Source organism: Pseudomonas sp. S5D5 (assembly GCF_003013355.1).
GTDB classification, from domain to species: Bacteria; Pseudomonadota; Gammaproteobacteria; order Pseudomonadales; family Pseudomonadaceae; genus Aquipseudomonas; species Aquipseudomonas aylmerensis.
On the sequence record NZ_PTEO01000001.1, the window covers coordinates 6,259,453 to 6,277,698 of the forward strand.

Consider the following 18,246-nt stretch of genomic DNA (forward strand, 5'->3'; position numbering starts at 1 on the left):
TGCCTGCGATGAGGCCGAAACAGGCGACATCAAGCCCGGAACTGCCCCAGGCTCGCCTTCAACTGTGCAGCCAACCCATCCAGCACCTTACCGCTGGCGGTGGTCTCTACCACCGCCTGCGCCGCACGTTCGGCCTGGGCATGGATCACCTCGACCCGCCCACGCACCGCATGCGCGCCCTGCGCTTGATGCTCGGCCGCGCGCGTGGCGAGGCCGATGGCAGCGTGCACCTGCTCGACCGAGGCCTGCACCGTTTGCTGCAGGCGCACGCTATCGCGCAGCACCAATAAGCCTTCGTTGGCCTGGCGTCCGGCCTTGCCGATGGTTTCCACCGCCTCGCGCGCGCCCTGCTGCAGGGCCGCGATATGCGCCTGAATGTCGCCAGTAGAGCTTTGAGTCTTGCTGGCCAGCGCACGCACTTCGTCCGCCACCACTGCAAAACCACGCCCGGTCTCGCCGGCGCGCGCCGCTTCAATGGCCGCGTTAAGCGCCAACAGGTTGGTCTGTTCGGCAATACCATGGATCACCGTTAACACCACTTCGATCTGCTCGCTTTGCTGCGCCAGGCGCTCAATCACCTGCGAACCGGCTTGCACCTGCCCGGCCAGCGCTTCGATCAGGCTGCCGACTTCGGCCGAGGTGCGCGAGTTCTCATCGGTCGCCTGGCGAATATCCACCACCTGCTGCAACGCGGCCTGCATCGCATGGCTTTCGGCCTGGGCCTCGTCGGCCATTTGCGACAGCGCGCGCAGGCTTTCGGCGACTTCGTCACGCTGCAGCCCGGCGGCGGCATCGGCACCCGCATTGCGCAAGGTCATGGCGCCGATTTCCACACCGGTACGCTGCGCCACGTCACCAGCCTCACGCACGATGGGCTGCAACTTATCCACAAAGCGATTGACCGCCGAGGCCATGTCGCCGATTTCGTCCTTGCTGCTGATCTGCACACGCTTGGTCAGGTCGCCCTCGCCTGCCGCAAGGTCATCCATGGCCGCAATCAACAGCTTCAGGCGATTGACCACGCGCCGCCCAAGCACGATCGCGATCAGCAGCAATACGCCGAAGCCAACCACCGCGAGCCCCATGCCGATGCGCCAGCGCAAGGTGCCGGCAGCCTCCTGGACAGCGCTGGAGGTGTTGGCCGTCATCTGGGTCGCAGTGGCTTGCGCCGACTGCAACCGCGCGCCCATGGCGGCCGCGCTATCGGCAGCGGCGCCCTTGAGGCTGTCGCCCACCAACTGGTCACCGCTGGCAATCAGTGCAGCAAAACGCTTGTCCAGCGCGGCCAGGTCAGCCTCGACCGAGGCAGTCGAAACCCCCATGCGGACCTTGCCGATCTCGACGCCATTAGGGCTGATGGACGCCTCGACGTAATACACCGACGGATCGGTCTTGGCCGCATTCAACACTTTGTCCAACGCACGTTCGCCCTTGCCCTTTTCCAGTAGCGCCTGGTTGATCGGGTTTTCACGATTGAGGTAACGGGTCAGGTGCTCGCCAGCCGCATCGTCATACACCACAAACAACACGTTGGGATTGCGCTGGGCACGGCGGGCAAACTCCGACAGCGTCGGCACGTCGCTGTCCCACATGGCGCGCGGCGCCACCGAGGCGAGCAGTTGAGCCATATCGTTAGCGGAGTCCTGCAGGTCTTTTTCCAGGGTCGCACGCAGTTGCTGCTGCTCTTCCTGCAGACGCGTGGACAACCCGGCGGTAAGGCGCTGGCGAGTACTGGACGACAAGCTGTCGAGGCTGGAAGTCACCTCTTTGCCAGCCTGGGCCAATTCGCCGGACAGTTTCTGGCTGTCGATACCCAGGCGATTGCCCAAATCAGCTTCCAGCGCCGTGACTGTGCTCCGGGTCAGAGCGACCGCCACCAGCACTTGCACCAAAAGAGCGATACCTAGGGTAACGAACACCGGCCGCAACAGACGGCTTTGTAACAATGAGAGAACGGCAGACATCTGGGAATCCCTCCACCACGGGTGCCATTAATTTGATAGCACCGCGAAAGAGAGAACCAAAGCAAGGGTCGTGCCGTTTGCCCGGCAGAAACGACAAAGGGCTCCCGAAGGAGCCCTTTGCTTTTTACATCAACAGCTTATTACGCGAACGGGTGACGCAGAACGATGGTTTCGTTGCGGTCCGGGCCCGTCGAAATAATGTCGATCGGAGCACCGATCAGCGTTTCAACGCGCTTGATGTACGCGCGCGCATTGGCTGGCAGCTCTTCCAGGGTCTTGGCGCCCACGGTCGATTCGGTCCAGCCCGGCACTTCTTCGTACACAGGCTGCAGGCCCACGTAGCTGTCAGCGTCAGTCGGGGCAACGTCGCTGCCTTCCGCATCTTTGTAACCGATGCAGATGTTGATGGTTTCCAGACCGTCGAGTACGTCCAGCTTGGTCAGGCAGATGCCCGAGATGCTGTTCACATCGATAGCGCGACGCAGGATAACGGCGTCGAACCAACCACAACGACGGGCACGACCGGTAGTTGCGCCGAACTCGTGACCTTGCTTGGCCAGGTGTGCACCGACTTCGTCGAACAGCTCAGTCGGGAATGGACCCGAACCTACGCGCGTGGTGTAAGCCTTGGTGATGCCCAGGATGTAGTCCAGGAACATCGGGCCAACGCCCGAACCGGTCGCAACGCCACCCGCAGTGGTGTTGGAACTGGTCACGTACGGGTAGGTACCGTGGTCAATGTCCAGCAACGAACCTTGGGCGCCTTCGAACATGATGTCTTTGCCAGCGCGACGCAGGTCATGCAGCTCGGCAGTCACATCCAGCATCAGCGGCTTGAGCAGCTCGGCGTATTCCTTGCACTCAGCCAGGGTCTTTTCAAATTCGATGGCTGGCTCTTTGTAGTAACCGACCAGCATGAAGTTGTGGTAGTCCACCAACTCACGCAGCTTGTCTTCAAAGCGCGGCATGTTGAGCAGGTCGCCCACACGCAGGCCACGACGTGCAACCTTGTCTTCGTACGCCGGGCCGATGCCGCGACCGGTAGTACCGATCTTCAGCTCGCCACGGGCCTTTTCACGGGCCTGGTCCAGCGCAACGTGGAAGGACAGGATCAGCGGGCAGGACGGGCTGATACGCAGGCGCTCACGCACCGGTACGCCTTTCTCTTCCAGCTTGGTGATCTCGCGCAGCAGGGCGTCAGGTGCGACCACCACGCCGTTACCGATCAGGCACTGCACGCCTTCGCGCAGTACACCCGACGGGATCAGGTGCAAGACGGTTTTTTCGCCATCGATGACCAGGGTGTGGCCAGCGTTGTGGCCACCTTGGTAGCGCACTACGGCGGCAGCATGTTCGGTCAGCAGATCAACGATCTTGCCTTTGCCCTCATCACCCCATTGGGTGCCCAGGACTACGACATTCTTACCCATAACACTTGTCCTCATTCGCGCAAACTTGGTGCCGGCGATGGCCGGCAGGAAAACTCAAGAAGCCAGTGGCGATACTTGCCAAAGCCCGTTCTGCAGAATCAATTGCCGGTCGCAGTCCGCTTCACGGGCGGCGGCCAATGGCTGCCCAGGCAAGGCCTGGACAACACGCTGACCCTCACTGCGCAACTGGCAAACCTGCTGCCAGAGTGCTGCGTCCGTACTGTCGGGCATCCAGATGCCACCAGACGGCAGCTCGACCTCAGCACGCCCCAGGGTCACCAGGGTTTTCAAATCGGTGGAAAAGCCGGTGGCCGGACGCGCACGACCGAAGTCGGCGCCGATATCGTCGTAACGACCACCCTGGGCGATGGCTTGGCCAACACCCGGTACAAACACCGCGAACACCACGCCCGTGTGGTAGTGGTAGCCACGCAACTCACCCAGGTCGAAATACAGCGGCAACTCGGGGAAGCGCGCCGACAACTGCTCGGCGATCGCGAACACATCATCCAGGGCAGCCAATACCGGTGCCGGCGCATTAGCCAGGCGCTCACGCGCCGCCGCCAGCACTTCACGGCCGCCGCACAGGTTGACCAGCGCGCGCAGCATGCCAGCCAAATCCGCAGGCACGCCTTCGGTCAGGGCGATGACTTCATCGATGGCCTTGCGTTGCAGGGCATCGAACAACTGTTGCTCCACTTCACCGGACAAGCCGGCCGCACGGGCCAGGCCACGGTAGATACCGACGTGACCGAGATCCATGTGGACATCCGGCACATCGGCCAGTTGCAGCATGGCCAGCATCAGGCTGATCACTTCGACGTCGCTGCTCGGGCTGGCATCGCCGTACAACTCGGCGCCCAACTGGATCGGGCTGCGCGAAGACGACAAGGCGCGCGGTTGAGCATGCAGCACGCTACCGGCGTAGCACAGGCGACTCGGACCTTCGCGACGCAGGGTGTGCGCATCGATGCGCGCCACTTGCGGCGTGATGTCGGCACGGAAACCCATTTGCCGACCCGACTGCGGGTCGATGACCTTGAAGGTGCGCAGATCCAGGTCCTGGCCCGCGCCGGTCAGCAGGGATTCCAGGTACTCGATATGGGGGGTCACGACGAACTCGTAACCCCAGCTCTGGAACAGATCCAACACCTGGCGACGCGCTACTTCAATGCGCGCAGCTTCTGGTGGCAGTACTTCTTCGATGCCATCTGGCAGCAGCCAGCGGTCTACCGTTGCCATTACGCCATTCCCCTATGATCCGGGCGGCCAGCCCTCGGCCGAGCCTTGAGTGAAGCAGAAAATACCCGGCCCCTGCATAAACAACGCGCAAGAACGACGTGACGAACGGCCTGCAAACGGCCTCGTCGGGCACTTTCCTCGAAAAACTGTGGCGTCTGCGCGGCCAAACAACAATCAAACATGCAGACGCAAAAAAGCCGGGAATTTCCCGGCTGCCGCATCATACACCCGTTTTCTGAAAGGATCACCCCGCCAGGCGTTTTAGCCGCCCGACGGAGTCACCCCTACAGAATCACCGGCTGGTTACTTGGACTTTTCCAGGTAGCGGAAGAAGTCGCTGCTTGGGTCCAGCACCATGACGTCGGTTTTGTTCGCGAAGCTTTCACGGTAGGCGCGCAGGCTACGGTAGAACGCGTAGAACTCCTGGTCCTGGCCGTAGGCCTTGGCGTAGATCGCCGCGGCTTGAGCATCACCATCACCACGCGCCTCTTCAGACTCGCGGTAGGCTTCGGCCAGCAGTACACGGCGCTGACGGTCGGCATCCGCACGGATACCCTCAGCCAGCTCGTTACCCTTGGCGCGATGCTCACGTGCTTCACGCTCACGCTCGGTGCTCATACGCTCGAACACGCTGCGGTTCACTTCCTTCGGCAGGTCGATGGCCTTGACCCGCACATCGATCACTTCGATGCCCAGCTCTTTTTCCGCCATCGCGTTCAACGAACGCGTGATGTCAGCCATCAGCGCATCACGTTCACCGGATACCACCTCGTGCAGGGTGCGCTTACCAAACTGGTCACGCAGGCCCGATTCCAGACGACGCGACAAACGCTCGTCGGCAATCTGCTTGAGGCCGGAGGTCGCGGTGTAGAAGCGCTCGGCATCCTTGACGCGCCACTTGGCGTAGGCGTCAACCATCACAGCTTTCTTTTCCAGGGTCAGGAAGCGTTGTGTCGGTGCATCCAGGGTCATCAGGCGGCCGTCGAACTTGCGCACCTGGTTGACGTAGGGGACTTTCACATGCAGGCCCGGCTGGACATCCGCCTGGACCACGCGACCGAATTGCAGCAACACCGCGCGCTCGGTCTGAGACACGATATAGAAGCAGTTCCAGGCAGCGATGACCACGACGACGCCCACAATCAGGGCGGTCAGCGATTTATTGCTCATCAACGACTCTCCCTGGTACGTGTTTGCTGTTGCAGCAAGTCAGCGGCCGCACGGGCGCTCGCTTCGTTGGCAGCGGCATTGGAACCGGTGGACGGTGCGCTGGTGCTGCTACGACCACCTTCGATCATCTTGTCCAGCGGCAGGTACAGCAGGTTGTTCTGCCCACCTTTGCTGCCGGTCACGAGCACCTTGCTGGTGTTGCTGAAGACTTCCTGCATGGTGTCCAGGTACAGACGCTCGCGGGTCACTTCGGGGGCCTTGCGATACTCGGCGACCAGCTTGGTAAAGCGATCCGCCTCACCCTTGGCACGCGAGACCACTTCGTCGCGGTAACCGTTGGCATCCTCGAGGATACGCTGGGCCTGACCACGGGCTTCCGGCACGACGCCGTTGGCGTAGGTTTCAGCCTGGTTGCGCGAACGCTGCTCGTCTTCACGGGCGCGGATCACATCGTCGAAGGCTTCCTGCACTTCACGCGGTGCTGCTGCGCTCTGTACGTTCACCTGGGTGACAGTGATACCGGTGCGATATGTGTCGAGGAAGCGTTGCAGACGCTCCTTGATTTCGCTGGCCATCAATTCACGACCTTCGGTCAGCACCTGGTCCATCGCGGTGGAACCCACCACATGGCGCAGGGCACTTTCGGTCGCGTGTTGCAGGCTGATTTCCGGCTGATCAACGTTCAGCACGAAGTCCTGCAGGTTGCTGATCTTGTACTGCACGGTCAGCGGCACTTCGACGATGTTCTCGTCTTCGGTCAGCATCTGGCCCTGCTTGGTGTAGGCACGCTCACGCGTGACGTTCTCCATGTACTTCTTGTCGATCGGCGGGAAGTAGATGTTCAGGCCAGGGCCGACTGTCTCGTAGTACTTGCCGAAGCGCAGCACCACGGCCTGCTCCTGCTCGTCCACCACGTACACGGCGCTGTACAGCCATACGGCCGCCAGCACGACAAGACCCAGGCCCAGCAGGCCATAGCCACCGCCCTTGCTTGTGCGACCGCCGTCGTCACCACCACGTTTTTTTCCACCACCGAACAACCCATTCAGGCTTTCCTGCAGCTTTCGGAAGGCCTCGTCGAGATCTGGTGGCCCCTTGCGGTCGCCATTATTGCGGCGCTTACCACCCCAAGGATCCTGATTATTCGAGTTGCCACCCGGCTCATTCCAAGCCATAGCGCTCTCCATCTGATAAAGCAAAGACGCACCCACGGCGCGCCGACCAATGCTACAGAATGCCTGCTACTGCGGCACAACCGCTTTCGGAGGCTTTTATTGCAAAGTGTGTTGTTCGATGAACTCTGTCGGTACAACACCTTCCCGACTGACCAGCCGGTTCAGCTCCGAGCGCGGCAATCGAACGGCCAGCAAGCTGACACCTTCTTCGTCGTGTTCTTCTTTCTGTACCGCGCCCAACTCGAAAAACTGTGCACGCAGTCGAGCAAAACGCTGAGGCAAGCGCAAGGTGCCGACGAACAAATCGCTGCCGAGCAGTTCGGCAATCGCTTGTTCAAGCAGCTCCAGCCCCGTGCCATCTCGCGCCGACAGCCAGACCCGCTGGGGTTTGCCGTTCTCGTCGCGCTGGATTTGTGGCTCTACGCCTTCAAGCAAATCGAGTTTGTTATAGACCTCGAGGATCGGCAAGTCCTGGGCACCAATCTCGCCCAGCACCACCATCACCTGTTCAATCTGCAGCATGCGATCCGGTTCAGCCGCATCGATCACGTGCAACAACAGGTCGGAATTGCTCGACTCTTCGAGCGTAGACCGAAATGCCTCGACCAGCTTGTGGGGCAAGTGACGAATGAACCCCACGGTGTCGGCCAGGACAATCGGCCCCAGGTCGTCCAGGTCCAGACGGCGCAAGGTCGGGTCGAGGGTGGCGAACAGTTGGTCAGCGGCGTACACGTCCGACTTGGTCACGTTGTTGAACAGCGTGGATTTGCCGGCGTTGGTATAGCCCACCAGGGACACGGTAGGGATATCCGCGCGCGAACGGCCACGACGCGATTGCTCGCGCTGGCTACGGACTTTCTCGAGACGCCCCTTGATCTGGCGCAGGCGTACCCGCAACAGGCGTCGGTCGGTTTCCAACTGGGTTTCACCCGGGCCACGCATGCCGATACCCCCCCCTTGACGCTCAAGGTGAGTCCAGCCACGCACCAGGCGGGTGCTCATGTGGTCAAGCTGGGCCAGTTCGACCTGGAGCTTGCCTTCATGGGTACGGGCGCGTTGGGCGAAAATATCGAGAATCAGACCGGTGCGGTCGATCACGCGACACTCGAAGACACGTTCGAGGTTACGTTCCTGACTGGGCGTGAGGGTGTGATTGAAGATCACCAGATCGGCTTCTTCGGCGTGAACCAGGTCGCGCAACTCCTCGACCTTGCCGCTGCCAATCAGGAATTTGGCGGTTGGCCGATGACGCGGTACGTTAAAAAACGCAACGGTCTCGGCGCCGGCCGAATTTGCCAACTCCTGAAACTCCTGCGGATCTTCGCGCGCCTCAGGGTCCTGTCCATCCAAGTGAACGAGGATTACCCGTTCACCACCACCGTGGCGCTCAAAGAACAAAGGAGACTCCTATCAGGCGTTACCTGGCTCAGCGTCACCCTGTTCGTCACCCGCTGCGCTAGGCAGGCGGATCGGACGTACTGGCACTACTGTCGAGATAGCGTGTTTGTAAACCATCTGGCTGACGGTGTTCTTCAGCAGGATCACGAACTGGTCGAACGACTCGATCGTGCCTTGCAGCTTGATACCGTTGACCAGGTAGATGGAAACCCCCACTTTCTCTTTACGTAAAGTATTCAAGTAAGGGTCTTGTAGCGAATGCCCTTTTGACATGTGCCGCACTCCTTTAAGGATCAATAATAAAAATCGGAAAATAGATAGCTCATGGCCGTCACACCCCCAAGGATAGACGGCAATTGCAAGGACTCAGCTCAATATGGAGACCGTTCCCAAGTATTTCAAGGCGCGTGACAGATTGTCGCTGTCCAGGCTGTCCAACCAGTGCAAATCGCTCCAGCTGCGCAGCCAGGTGAACTGGCGCTTCGCCAATTGCCGCGTGGCAATGATGCCGCGCTCCTGCATTTCGGCTGACGTCAGCTTTCCATCCAGATGATCCCAGACTTGGCGGTAGCCTACAGCACGTATCGAAGGCAACCCCGGATGCAGGTCACCTCTGGAACGCAGTGCTACGACCTCCTCTACAAACCCCTGTTCCAACATAATTGTGAATCTTTGTGCAATTCGTTCATGCAGCACCTGGCGATTTGCCGGAGCGATGGCCAGATTCGCCACAGTATAGGGCAATTGTGACTGACCAGATGCGCCTGCATCAGCACTTTGCGCAGTTTGTTTCAGCCGATGTTCAGTCATGGTCTGGCCGCTGACCCTCCAGACTTCCAGCGCGCGAGTGAGCCGCTGGGGGTCATTCGGATGAATGCGCGCCGCCGACACCGGATCCACCGCCGCCAATTGGTCGTGCAGGGCTTGCCAGCCGTGGCGTGCAGCCTCGTCTTCAAGCTCGGCGCGGACCTGGGCGTCGGCGGGCGGCATATCGGCCAGGCCTTCCTGCAAAGCCTTGTAGTAGAGCATCGTACCGCCCACCAGCAGCGGGATATTGCCCCGCGCGGTGATCTCGGCCATGGCCGCCAACGCGTCGGTACGGAAATCTGCCGCCGAATAGCTCATCGCCGGGTCAATAATGTCGATCAACCGATGCGGATACTGTGCCAACAGCGCCTTTGAAGGCTTGGCCGTACCAATGTCCATGTCCCGGTAAACCAGGGCAGAGTCGACACTGATCAGCTCGCACGGCAGCACCTTGGTCAGCTCGATGGCCAGGTCGGTCTTGCCGGCTGCAGTAGGACCCATCAGGAAGATGGCGGGGGGCAAGGCACTCATCAACGGCCGCGCAAAAACAGTTTGTCCAGGTCGTCCAGGCCCATTTGGGTCCAGGTCGGCCGGCCATGGTTGCATTGCCCGCTGCGCTCGGTGTTTTCCATGTCGCGCAGCAAACCGTTCATTTCCGGCAGGGCCAGGCGGCGGTTGGCGCGGATGGCACCGTGGCAGGCCATGGTGCCGAGCAACTCGTTGATGTGCGCCTGGATGCGGTCGCTGGTGCCGTACTCCATCAGGTCAGCGAGTACGTCGGCAACCAGGCGATTGGCCTCGGCCTGCTTGAGCAGCGCGGGAATCTGGCGGATCGCCAGGGTTTCCGGGCCCAGGCGTTGCAGTTCGAAGCCCAGCTTCTGGAACACCGCGTGGTGCTCTTCGGCGCAATCGGCCTCGCGCTGGCTCACGGCCAGGGATTCCGGCACCAGCAACGGCTGGCCGCTGAGGCCTTCGCTGGCCATGGCGATTTTCAGGCGTTCGTACATGATCCGCTCGTGAGCGGCGTGCATGTCCACCAGCACCAGGCCATGGGCGTTTTCCGCGAGGATGTAGATACCCTTGAGCTGTGCCAATGCGTAGCCCAGCGGCGGGATATCTCCTCCCCCTTCCGGCAGGGCAACGGCGCCTGGCTCGGCACCCGGCAGCGGCGCGAAAAACTCGCGATAGGCCGCCTGTGCCTCGGCCACCGGCACCGCGGATTGCGGACGCGGCGTGTATTGATACTGATAACCCGCCCCCGACCCCGCGCCCGGCGCGGTGTAGCTCGGCTGCGGTTGCGACGATTGCAGCAGGTTGCCGGCCAGGCTCATCTCGCCCTGAGGGCCGAACTCCCCGGCTTCCGGTCCGCTTGGCCGTACTACAGCGGTCACAATTGGCGCGGACAGCTGGTCGTCCGGGCGTACATCGCCCAAGGCGCGGTGCAGGGTGCCGTAGAGGAAGTCATGCACCATGCGCCCATCGCGAAAACGCACTTCGTGCTTGGTCGGGTGCACATTGACGTCGACCACCGACGGGTCGACCTCGAAAAACAGCACAAACGTCGGATGACGGCCGTTGAACAACACATCGCGATACGCCTGGCGCACCGCGTGAGCCACCAGCTTGTCGCGTACCGCGCGGCCGTTCACAAAGAAGTACTGCAAGTCCGCCTGGCTGCGGGAGAACGTCGGCAGACCGACCCAGCCCCACAGGCGCAAGCCATTGCGCTCGACTTCGATCGGCAGCGCCTGCTCCAGGAACCCACCACCACACACCGCCGACACCCGCCGGGCGCGCGCGGCGTCGTCATTGGCTTCGTGCAGGCTGAGGATGGTCTTGCCGTTGTGGCGCAAGTGGAACGCCACATCAAAACGCGCTAAAGCCAAGCGCTTGATGACTTCTTGCAGGTGATCGAATTCGGTTTTTTCGGCCTTGAGGAATTTGCGCCGCGCCGGGGTGTTGAAGAACAGGTCACGCACTTCCACCGAAGTGCCCACCGGGTGCGCAGCTGGCTGGACCCGCGGCGCCATGTCACGGCCTTCGGTTTCAACCTGCCAGGCCTGCTCGGCGCCGCGCGTGCGTGAGGTCAGGGTCAGGCGGGCCACCGAGCTGATGGAAGCCAGGGCCTCACCCCGAAACCCCAGGCTCATGACTCGTTCGAGGTCTTCCAGGTCGCGGATCTTGCTGGTGGCGTGACGGGCCAGGGCCAGCGGCAGATCATCCGAGGAGATGCCGCTGCCATCGTCACGCACGCGCAGCAGCTTGACGCCGCCCTGTTCCACGTCGACATCAATGCGCTTGGCGCCGGAGTCGATGCTGTTTTCCAGCAACTCCTTGATCACCGAGGCCGGGCGTTCAACCACCTCGCCCGCCGCAATCTGGTTGGCAAGGCGCGGGCTGAGCAGCTCGATGCGCGAACCACTGTTCAAGACTGATTCGCTCATTACTGTGCCGCCAGTTCAGTGCCGGGGATGGTCAACACCTGGCCGACTTTCAGCTCGTCGGTCTTCAGGTTGTTGGCGCTGCGCAAGGTCGCTGCCGACACCTGGAAGCGCACGGCCAGCATGGCCAGCGTGTCGCCAGGCTGCACGCGATGATCACGCGGGCCCTGGGCGATTTTCCCGGAGTCGCGCAGCCAGGCGATATACGTGCCCGGCGGCGGGTTCTGCTGGAAGAATTGGCGCACGCCGGCGCTGATCGAACGCGCCAGTGCCTGCTGGTGGCTGGCACTGGCCAGCTTCGACGCCTCGTTGGAGTTGGAGATAAACCCGGTTTCCACCAGGATCGACGGGATATCCGGCGACTTCAACACCATGAACCCGGCCTGTTCCACCCGCTGTTTGTGCAGCGAAGTCACCCGGCCGATATTGCTCAAGACCTTCTGCCCGACGTTCAGGCTGGAGGTCAGCGAGGCGGTCATCGACAGGTCGAGCAGCACGCCAGCGAGCATCTTGTCCTTGTCGTCGAGAGACACGTTGCCGGCCCCGCCGATCAAGTCGGAACGGTTTTCGCTGTCGGCCAGCCAACGCGCAGTCTCGGACGTAGCGCCGCGATCCGACAAGGCAAACACCGAGGCGCCGAAGGCCGCCGCTGAAGGGGCGGCGTCGGCGTGGATCGAGACGAACAGGTCGGCGCCCTTCTTGCGTGCGATTTCGGTACGGCCGCGCAACGGGATGAAGTAGTCGCCGGTACGGGTCAATTCAGCGCGATAGCCTTTCATGCCGTTGATCTGGCGCTGCAGCTCACGGGCGATGGCGAGTACCACGTCTTTTTCATGCTGGCCGCGCGAGCCGGAAGCGCCCGGGTCTTCGCCGCCGTGGCCGGCGTCGATCACCACGATAATGTCACGCTTGCCAGCCGGGGCTGGCGGCGGCGGTGGCAGCTTGACCTGCGGTTGCGACGGGTTGACCGGCACCGCCGGCACCGTGGCTACGCTTGGCGTCGGCGCCGGTGGAGGCGCAGCATCGGCGGCGTTGTCGAACAGGTCGACCACCAGTCGGTTCCCGTACTGGGCATTCGGGGCCAGGGAGAAACTTTTAGGCGTCACGACTTTTTTCAGGTCGATGACCACGCGCAGGTCGGTCGGCGTGCGTTGAGCCGAGCGCATGGCGGTAATCGGGGTATTGGCGGTAGAGACTTTCAGCGGCGCGGCCAGGGTCGCTCCGTTGATATCGATCACCAGGCGATCAGGCGACGTCAGGGTAAAGACACTGTGCTGGACCGGGCCAGACAGGTCGAACACCAGTCGCGTGTTATCCGGCGCTCGCCACAGGCGCACACTTTTCACCTGTGAAGCCGCCAGAGCATTGACAGTCATTGCCGCAAGCAACACCCCTACGACACTAACCAACGCGCGAAAGCGCATACCTAACCCCATCAATTATTTGAATTCCAATGCCAAAGCGGCGCACCACGACTGGCCGCGCGCGCTCTGGGGCAACAACTTCAGCTGACGTCCATGCTCATGCGGCGTAATGGTAATGGTCAGGTCCGGCTTTGGCAAAAAGCCTGTGCCTTTATCTGGCCACTCGATCAGGCACAACGCATCTTCATCGAAGTAATCACGGATACCCATGTACTCCAGCTCTTCGGGGTCCACCAGGCGATAGAGATCGAAGTGGAACGCGCGAATCGCGCCGATCTCGTATGGCTCGACCAGGGTGAATGTCGGGCTCTTGACCGCGCCCGTGTGGCCCAGGCCACGAATAATCCCACGCGACAAGGTAGTCTTGCCCGCCCCCAGGTCGCCCTCGAGAAAGATCAACCCGGCCCCGGCCGTGACCTGGGCGATGCGCTGACCGAAAGCAACCATGGCCTCTTCATCGGCCAGGAAAAGGATTACTTCAGACACGGCGACTGTTCCTCCAGCAATTGACGAATGGCAGGGATCAGGTCGCTGGCAGCCAGCCCCCGACCAAAGGTGCCCTGGCGATCCCCCGCCGTGGCATGCAGCCAGACGGCCAGGCAGCTGGCTTCATAAGCCGGCATGCCCTGGGCCAGCAGAGCGCCGACCAGGCCGGCGAGTACATCCCCCAGGCCCGCCGTCGCCATGGCCGGGTGACCTTGATCGCAGCGCGACACACGCCCGTCCGGACTGGCGATCAAACTGCCACCCCCCTTGAGGATAGCCACTGCATTGAATTTCTGGCTCAACGCGCGCGCCACCTTAAGACGATCGGCCTGAACCTCGGCTGTCGAAATGCCCATCAAGCGGGCCGCTTCGCCAGGGTGCGGAGTGATCACGCAGTTGGCCGGCAGGCTGATGCTACCGGTGGCCAGCTGATTGAGCGCATCGGCGTCCCAGACCTGCGGCAGCCGGGCATTCGCCGCGACTGACAACAGGCTTTTGCCCCAGGACGCCTCGCCCAGCCCCGGTCCAATGACGATCACCGAGATTTTTTCCAGCAAGCCCATCAATTGGTTGGCCGAACTGACGCCGACGGTCATGACTTCCGGCAAGCGCGCCAGTGCGGCGGGCACGTGCTCCAGGCGAGTCGCCAGGGACACCATGCCCGCGCCGCTGCGCAGGGCACTTTCGGCGCTCAGCAAGGCAGCGCCGCCAAAACCGCGGTCGCCACCGATCATCAGCAGGTGGCCGAACTGGCCTTTATGGGCGTCAGGGGACCGTGCAGCCAGTTGCGGCAATTGGCCGTGCAACAGCGGCTGAACGTCGGTTATTTCGTGTTTTGTCTGCGGCATGCGTCTTCAAGCTCCGATGTCTGGCAGAATTATACCCATCTAACCCGTGGTTTCCCGTGTCTCATGCCTGCTATTACCTCCGATCTGCCCGCCCTCGCCCAATCGATCAAAGACTGGGGCCGCGAGCTGGGCTTTCAACAAGTCGGCATCAGCGGCCTGGACCTGGCCGAGCATGAGCAGCACCTGCAACGCTGGCTCGACGCGGGCTATCACGGCGAGATGGAGTACATGGCCGCCCATGGCAGCAAACGCTCCCATCCCGATGAACTGGTGCCCGGCACCTTGCGCGTGGTGTCGCTGCGCATGGATTACCTGCCCGGCGACACCCAGATGGCGCAACTGCTGGCCAAGCCGGAAAAAGCCTACATCTCGCGCTACGCCCTGGGCCGCGACTACCACAAGCTGATCCGCAAACGCGTGCAGCAACTGGCCGACCGCATTCAGGCGCAGATCGGCCCGTTCGGCTTTCGCGCCTTTGTCGACAGCGCGCCGGTGCTGGAAAAAGCCATCGCCGAGAAGGCCGGCCTCGGCTGGATCGGCAAGAACACCCTGGTACTCAACCGCAAGGCCGGCAGCTATTTCTTCTTGAGCGAACTGTTTGTCGATCTGCCGCTCCCCGTGGACCCGCCGCACAGCACCGAGCACTGCGGGCGCTGCACGGCGTGCCTGGACATCTGCCCCACCAATGCCTTCGTCGAGCCCTATGTGCTGGACGCCCGGCGGTGCATTTCCTACCTGACCATCGAACTCAAGAGCGCGATCCCTGAGGATCTGCGCCCGCTGATCGGCAACCGGGTATTCGGCTGCGATGACTGTCAGATCGTTTGCCCATGGAATCGTTTCGCCCGCTCCACCGCCGAAAGTGATTTCAAGCCACGGCACAACCTGGACAACGCCGAGCTGGCCGAGCTGTTTATGTGGGATGAAGATAAATTCCTCAGCAGCACCGAAGGCTCGCCGCTACGCCGCGCCGGTTACGAACGCTGGCTGCGCAACCTGGCCGTCGGCCTGGGCAACGCACCGTCGAGCATTCCGGTACTGGAAGCCCTGAAGGCGCGCCGTGACTACCCCTCGGACCTGGTGCGCGAACACGTGGAATGGGCGCTCAAGCAGCACGCCGAGCGCTAGTGCACGTCGTCGTTGTAGACGAACTTGGGCATTTCCCAGTGAAAACGGATCGCCAGCAGGCGCAATAGAAAGCCGCTGAACAGGGTCAGCAGAATCGCCTGCTCGCTCGGCAGCTCCAGGTAGAGGCAGAGCATGTAGAACCAGGCGGCGAGGAACGACACGCTGGCGTACAGCTCCCGGCGGAAGATCAGCGGGATGTCGTTGCAGAAGATATCCCGCAGGATGCCGCCGAACACGCCGGTGATCACCCCGCTGACCGACGCCACCAGCATGCCGTGGCCCATTTCCAGGGCGGTCATGCAGCCAATCAGGGTAAAGGCCACCAGGCCGACGGCATCCAGCGCCAGGAACAGCGAGCGCAGGTGGCGCATCAGCGGCGCGATAAAGATCGTCACCAGTGCGGCGACGGAGGTCAGCACCAGGTATTCGGGATGCTTGACCCAAGTCAGCGGGTAGTGGCCGAGCAGCACATCGCGCACCGAGCCGCCCCCCAGCGCCGTCACGCATGCGATCAACACCACGCCAAACCAGTCCATGCCGCGCCGACCGGCAGACAGCGCACCGGTCATGGCTTCGGCGGTGATGGCGATGAGGTAGAGCATCAGCAGCATGATGGCGATCCTTGCAGAGAGGCCGGCAGTCTAATCATTTGCTGATGGCACCAAAAGAGGGCGCGTGGCGAAAGACCGCGTCGCGCCCTTCGCGAGCAAGCCCGCCCTCACATTTAACCGAGTTCCACCTTTGGAATGCAGTCGAATGTGGGAGCGGGCTTGCTCGCGAAGGCGCCGGGCCAGGCGCCACAGATTCAGGCCTTGATGAAGTGTTTGCGGTAATGCTGCAGCTCGGCGATCGACTCGCGGATATCGTCCAGCGCCAGGTGCGTGCTGCCTTTGTGGAAGCTGTCCTTGACTTCCGGCGCCCAGCGTGCGGCCAACTCTTTCAGGGTCGACACGTCCAGGTTGCGGTAGTGGAAGTAGCTTTCCAGCGCCTTCATGTGGGTATACAGGAAGCGACGATCTTGGCAGATGCTGTTACCGCAGATCGGCGACTTGCCCTTGGGCACCCATTTTTCCAGGAAGGCGATGGTTTCGGCCTCGGCCTCGGCCATGCTGATGCGGCTGTCGCGCACGCGCTGGGTCAGGCCGGAGTTGCCGTGGGTGCGGGTGTTCCATTCATCCATGGTGGCGAGCACGGCATCGCTGTGGTGGATGGCGATCACCGGACCTTCGGCCAAGGTGTTGAGGTTGCTGTCGGTGACAATGGTGGCCATCTCGATGATGACGTCGGTGTCGGGGTTCAGACCGGTCATTTCCAGATCGATCCAAATCAGGTTCTGTGGGTTTTGCATGGCTTGATTCTCTTGGCACCTTGGCGTAGCTGCGCAGTTTAGCAGGCAGGGGCGTGCTAGACTCGCGACCGTTTTACCCAACCTTTGCATTATCGACACGGAACACCAATGGCCAAACGCCAGCTCAATCGTCGCCAAAACTGGCGCATCGAAAAGATTCAAGGCGAACGCGCCGCCCGCGCCGCCAAACGTGAATCCTCCGCCGTGGAAGCGCTCGAGGGCGGCGACCTGGGCCCCGAACAGACAGGCCTGGTGATCGCACACTTTGGCGTGCAGGTCGAAGTCGAGGCGCTGGAAGGCGAACTCGCCGGCCAGGTGTTCCGTTGCCACTTGCGCGCCAACCTGCCTGCGCTGGTGACCGGCGACCAGGTCGTGTGGCGCGCCGGCAACCAGGGCATCGGCGTGATCGTCGCCCAGTTGCCGCGTACCACCGAGCTACGTCGCCCTGACAGCCGTGGCCAGCTCAAGCCGGTGGCGGCCAACGTCGACATGATCGTCATCGTGTTCGCGCCGCTGCCCGAGCCCCATGCCAACCTGATCGACCGTTATCTGGTTGCCGCCGAACACGCCGGCATTCGCCCGCTGTTGCTGCTGAACAAGTTCGACCTGATCGACGAGCAGAACGCGCCTGCGCTCAATGCGCTGCTGGCGGTCTACCGCACCCTGGGTTACCCGGTACTGGAAGTGTCGGCGCATCACGGCGATGGCATGGAACAGCTGCAACAGCAGCTGGACGGCCGCATCAGCGTGTTCGTCGGCCAGTCGGGCGTGGGCAAATCGTCGCTGGTCAACAGCCTGCTGCCGGAAGTCGACACCCGGGTCGGCCCGTTGTCGGAGCTGTCCGGCCAAGGCACCCACACCACCACCACCGCGCGATTGTTCCACTTCCCCGGCGGCGGCGAACTGATCGACTCCCCCGGCATCCGTGAATTCGGCCTCGGCCACGTCAGCCGCAGCGATGTGGAAGCGGGCTTTATCGAATTCAACGACCTGATCGGCACTTGCCGCTTCCGCGATTGCAAGCACGACCGCGAGCCGGGTTGCGCCCTGCTCAAGGCCCTGGAAGATGGGCGCGTGCAGCAGCAAAGAATGAACAGCTATCGGTCGATTATTGCGAGCTTGCCCGAGAGCAGTTATTGAGGGGCCATTTCTTTATACCTATAAATGGCAGCACCAAGCACCCTAGCCCATTGATTTAAAGGGTGCTGGCATCAAGAATCCGTGCAACTGGGTGGCCAATCGATGCAAGCCAGCTTGAATTCGAAATTCCTGATGCCCATCATCGCTCCGTCGCCAGCGCAAGCTGGCAGGAGCCTGGATCCTTTTCGGGGTTGATCCAGCGGCGCAGAAGGGGCGAAGCAAGCTCCACTGCGCGTCGAATGAAG

16 protein-coding genes are annotated in these 18,246 nt (G+C 62.0%); 2 read left to right on the top strand and 14 right to left on the bottom strand.

The window, feature by feature from the left end; translation table 11 throughout:
* Positions 1-29: 29 nt before the first annotated feature.
* From C9990_RS28675 to C9990_RS28730, 12 genes are all read right to left on the bottom strand, one after another.
* Entirely contained in the window at positions 30-1,964 is a 1,935-nt protein-coding gene (locus tag C9990_RS28675; protein WP_106805316.1) for a methyl-accepting chemotaxis protein, read from the bottom strand.
* Between the two features lie 140 nt (positions 1,965-2,104).
* The gene (locus C9990_RS28680; protein WP_106805317.1) at positions 2,105-3,394 is read right to left on the bottom strand and encodes an adenylosuccinate synthase; all 1,290 of its coding nucleotides are present in this window, start codon (positions 3,392-3,394) and stop codon (positions 2,105-2,107) included.
* Positions 3,395-3,448: 54 nt separating this feature from the next.
* Entirely contained in the window at positions 3,449-4,636 is a 1,188-nt protein-coding gene (locus tag C9990_RS28685) for an ATP phosphoribosyltransferase regulatory subunit (protein WP_106805318.1), read from the bottom strand.
* A 303-nt stretch (positions 4,637-4,939) separates the two neighbouring features.
* Positions 4,940-5,806: a protease modulator HflC gene (hflC, locus tag C9990_RS28690; RefSeq protein WP_065900122.1), complete on the bottom strand. Its 867-nt coding sequence runs from the start codon at positions 5,804-5,806 to the stop codon at positions 4,940-4,942.
* Positions 5,806-6,981, bottom strand: a complete 1,176-nt coding sequence (hflK, locus tag C9990_RS28695; RefSeq protein ID WP_028615515.1) for an FtsH protease activity modulator HflK — start codon at positions 6,979-6,981, stop codon at positions 5,806-5,808. The genes hflC and hflK overlap by 1 nt, the downstream gene beginning before the upstream one ends.
* Positions 6,982-7,077: 96 nt before the next feature.
* Positions 7,078-8,379 (bottom strand): ribosome rescue GTPase HflX, encoded by a 1,302-nt coding sequence (gene hflX / locus C9990_RS28700; RefSeq protein ID WP_065900120.1) that lies wholly within the window; start codon positions 8,377-8,379, stop codon positions 7,078-7,080.
* A 12-nt stretch (positions 8,380-8,391) separates the two neighbouring features.
* Positions 8,392-8,652, bottom strand: coding sequence for an RNA chaperone Hfq (hfq, locus tag C9990_RS28705; RefSeq protein WP_003188059.1), 261 nt, complete (start codon positions 8,650-8,652; stop codon positions 8,392-8,394).
* A gap of 93 nt (positions 8,653-8,745) precedes the next feature.
* Positions 8,746-9,717 (bottom strand): tRNA (adenosine(37)-N6)-dimethylallyltransferase MiaA, encoded by a 972-nt coding sequence (gene miaA, locus C9990_RS28710; RefSeq protein WP_065900118.1) that lies wholly within the window; start codon positions 9,715-9,717, stop codon positions 8,746-8,748.
* Complete coding sequence (gene mutL, locus C9990_RS28715) at positions 9,717-11,630, bottom strand: DNA mismatch repair endonuclease MutL (protein ID WP_065900116.1); 1,914 nt, start codon at positions 11,628-11,630, stop codon at positions 9,717-9,719. Before mutL ends, miaA begins: the two co-directional genes overlap by 1 nt.
* Complete coding sequence (locus tag C9990_RS28720; protein ID WP_201143427.1) at positions 11,630-13,063, bottom strand: N-acetylmuramoyl-L-alanine amidase; 1,434 nt, start codon at positions 13,061-13,063, stop codon at positions 11,630-11,632. Before C9990_RS28720 ends, mutL begins: the two co-directional genes overlap by 1 nt.
* A 3-nt stretch (positions 13,064-13,066) precedes the next feature.
* A complete protein-coding gene (gene tsaE / locus C9990_RS28725) occupies positions 13,067-13,537 on the bottom strand; it encodes a tRNA (adenosine(37)-N6)-threonylcarbamoyltransferase complex ATPase subunit type 1 TsaE (protein ID WP_065900112.1) in 471 nt (156 codons plus the stop codon).
* Entirely contained in the window at positions 13,525-14,385 is an 861-nt protein-coding gene (locus C9990_RS28730; protein WP_106805319.1) for an NAD(P)H-hydrate dehydratase, read from the bottom strand. Before C9990_RS28730 ends, tsaE begins: the two co-directional genes overlap by 13 nt.
* A 63-nt stretch (positions 14,386-14,448) precedes the next feature.
* Here C9990_RS28730 and queG point away from each other — a divergent pair, with 63 nt between their 5' ends.
* Entirely contained in the window at positions 14,449-15,513 is a 1,065-nt protein-coding gene (queG, locus tag C9990_RS28735) for a tRNA epoxyqueuosine(34) reductase QueG (RefSeq protein ID WP_106805320.1), read from the top strand.
* Here queG and C9990_RS28740 read toward each other — a convergent pair.
* Together C9990_RS28740 and orn are read right to left on the bottom strand one after the other, a co-directional pair.
* Positions 15,510-16,127, bottom strand: a complete 618-nt coding sequence (locus tag C9990_RS28740; protein WP_174555870.1) for a trimeric intracellular cation channel family protein — start codon at positions 16,125-16,127, stop codon at positions 15,510-15,512. The genes queG and C9990_RS28740 overlap by 4 nt on opposite strands.
* Before the next feature lie 191 nt (positions 16,128-16,318).
* Complete coding sequence (orn, locus tag C9990_RS28745; protein WP_010213620.1) at positions 16,319-16,861, bottom strand: oligoribonuclease; 543 nt, start codon at positions 16,859-16,861, stop codon at positions 16,319-16,321.
* Between the two features lie 108 nt (positions 16,862-16,969).
* On the opposite strand from orn, the gene rsgA reads away from it, so the two are divergent.
* Entirely contained in the window at positions 16,970-18,001 is a 1,032-nt protein-coding gene (gene rsgA, locus C9990_RS28750) for a small ribosomal subunit biogenesis GTPase RsgA (protein ID WP_065900107.1), read from the top strand.
* Positions 18,002-18,246 lie beyond the last annotated feature (245 nt).

Excerpts from the sequence above, each read along its gene's own strand:
- C9990_RS28680 (WP_106805317.1), bottom strand. The coding sequence starts at position 3,394 with ATGGGTAAGAATGTCGTAGTCCTGGGCACCCAATGGGGTGATGAGGGC.
- C9990_RS28685 (WP_106805318.1), bottom strand. The coding sequence starts at position 4,636 with ATGGCAACGGTAGACCGCTGGCTGCTGCCAGATGGCATCGAAGAAGTA.
- hfq (WP_003188059.1), bottom strand. The coding sequence starts at position 8,652 with ATGTCAAAAGGGCATTCGCTACAAGACCCTTACTTGAATACTTTACGT.
- rsgA (WP_065900107.1), top strand. The coding sequence starts at position 16,970 with ATGGCCAAACGCCAGCTCAATCGTCGCCAAAACTGGCGCATCGAAAAG.
- orn (WP_010213620.1), bottom strand. The coding sequence starts at position 16,861 with ATGCAAAACCCACAGAACCTGATTTGGATCGATCTGGAAATGACCGGT.
- C9990_RS28730 (WP_106805319.1), bottom strand. The coding sequence starts at position 14,385 with ATGCCGCAGACAAAACACGAAATAACCGACGTTCAGCCGCTGTTGCAC.
- mutL (WP_065900116.1), bottom strand. The coding sequence starts at position 11,630 with ATGAGCGAATCAGTCTTGAACAGTGGTTCGCGCATCGAGCTGCTCAGC.
- C9990_RS28675 (WP_106805316.1), bottom strand. The coding sequence starts at position 1,964 with ATGTCTGCCGTTCTCTCATTGTTACAAAGCCGTCTGTTGCGGCCGGTG.
- C9990_RS28720 (WP_201143427.1), bottom strand. The coding sequence starts at position 13,063 with ATGGGGTTAGGTATGCGCTTTCGCGCGTTGGTTAGTGTCGTAGGGGTG.
- hflK (WP_028615515.1), bottom strand. The coding sequence starts at position 6,981 with ATGGCTTGGAATGAGCCGGGTGGCAACTCGAATAATCAGGATCCTTGG.
- queG (WP_106805320.1), top strand. The coding sequence starts at position 14,449 with ATGCCTGCTATTACCTCCGATCTGCCCGCCCTCGCCCAATCGATCAAA.
- miaA (WP_065900118.1), bottom strand. The coding sequence starts at position 9,717 with ATGAGTGCCTTGCCCCCCGCCATCTTCCTGATGGGTCCTACTGCAGCC.
- hflC (WP_065900122.1), bottom strand. The coding sequence starts at position 5,806 with ATGAGCAATAAATCGCTGACCGCCCTGATTGTGGGCGTCGTCGTGGTC.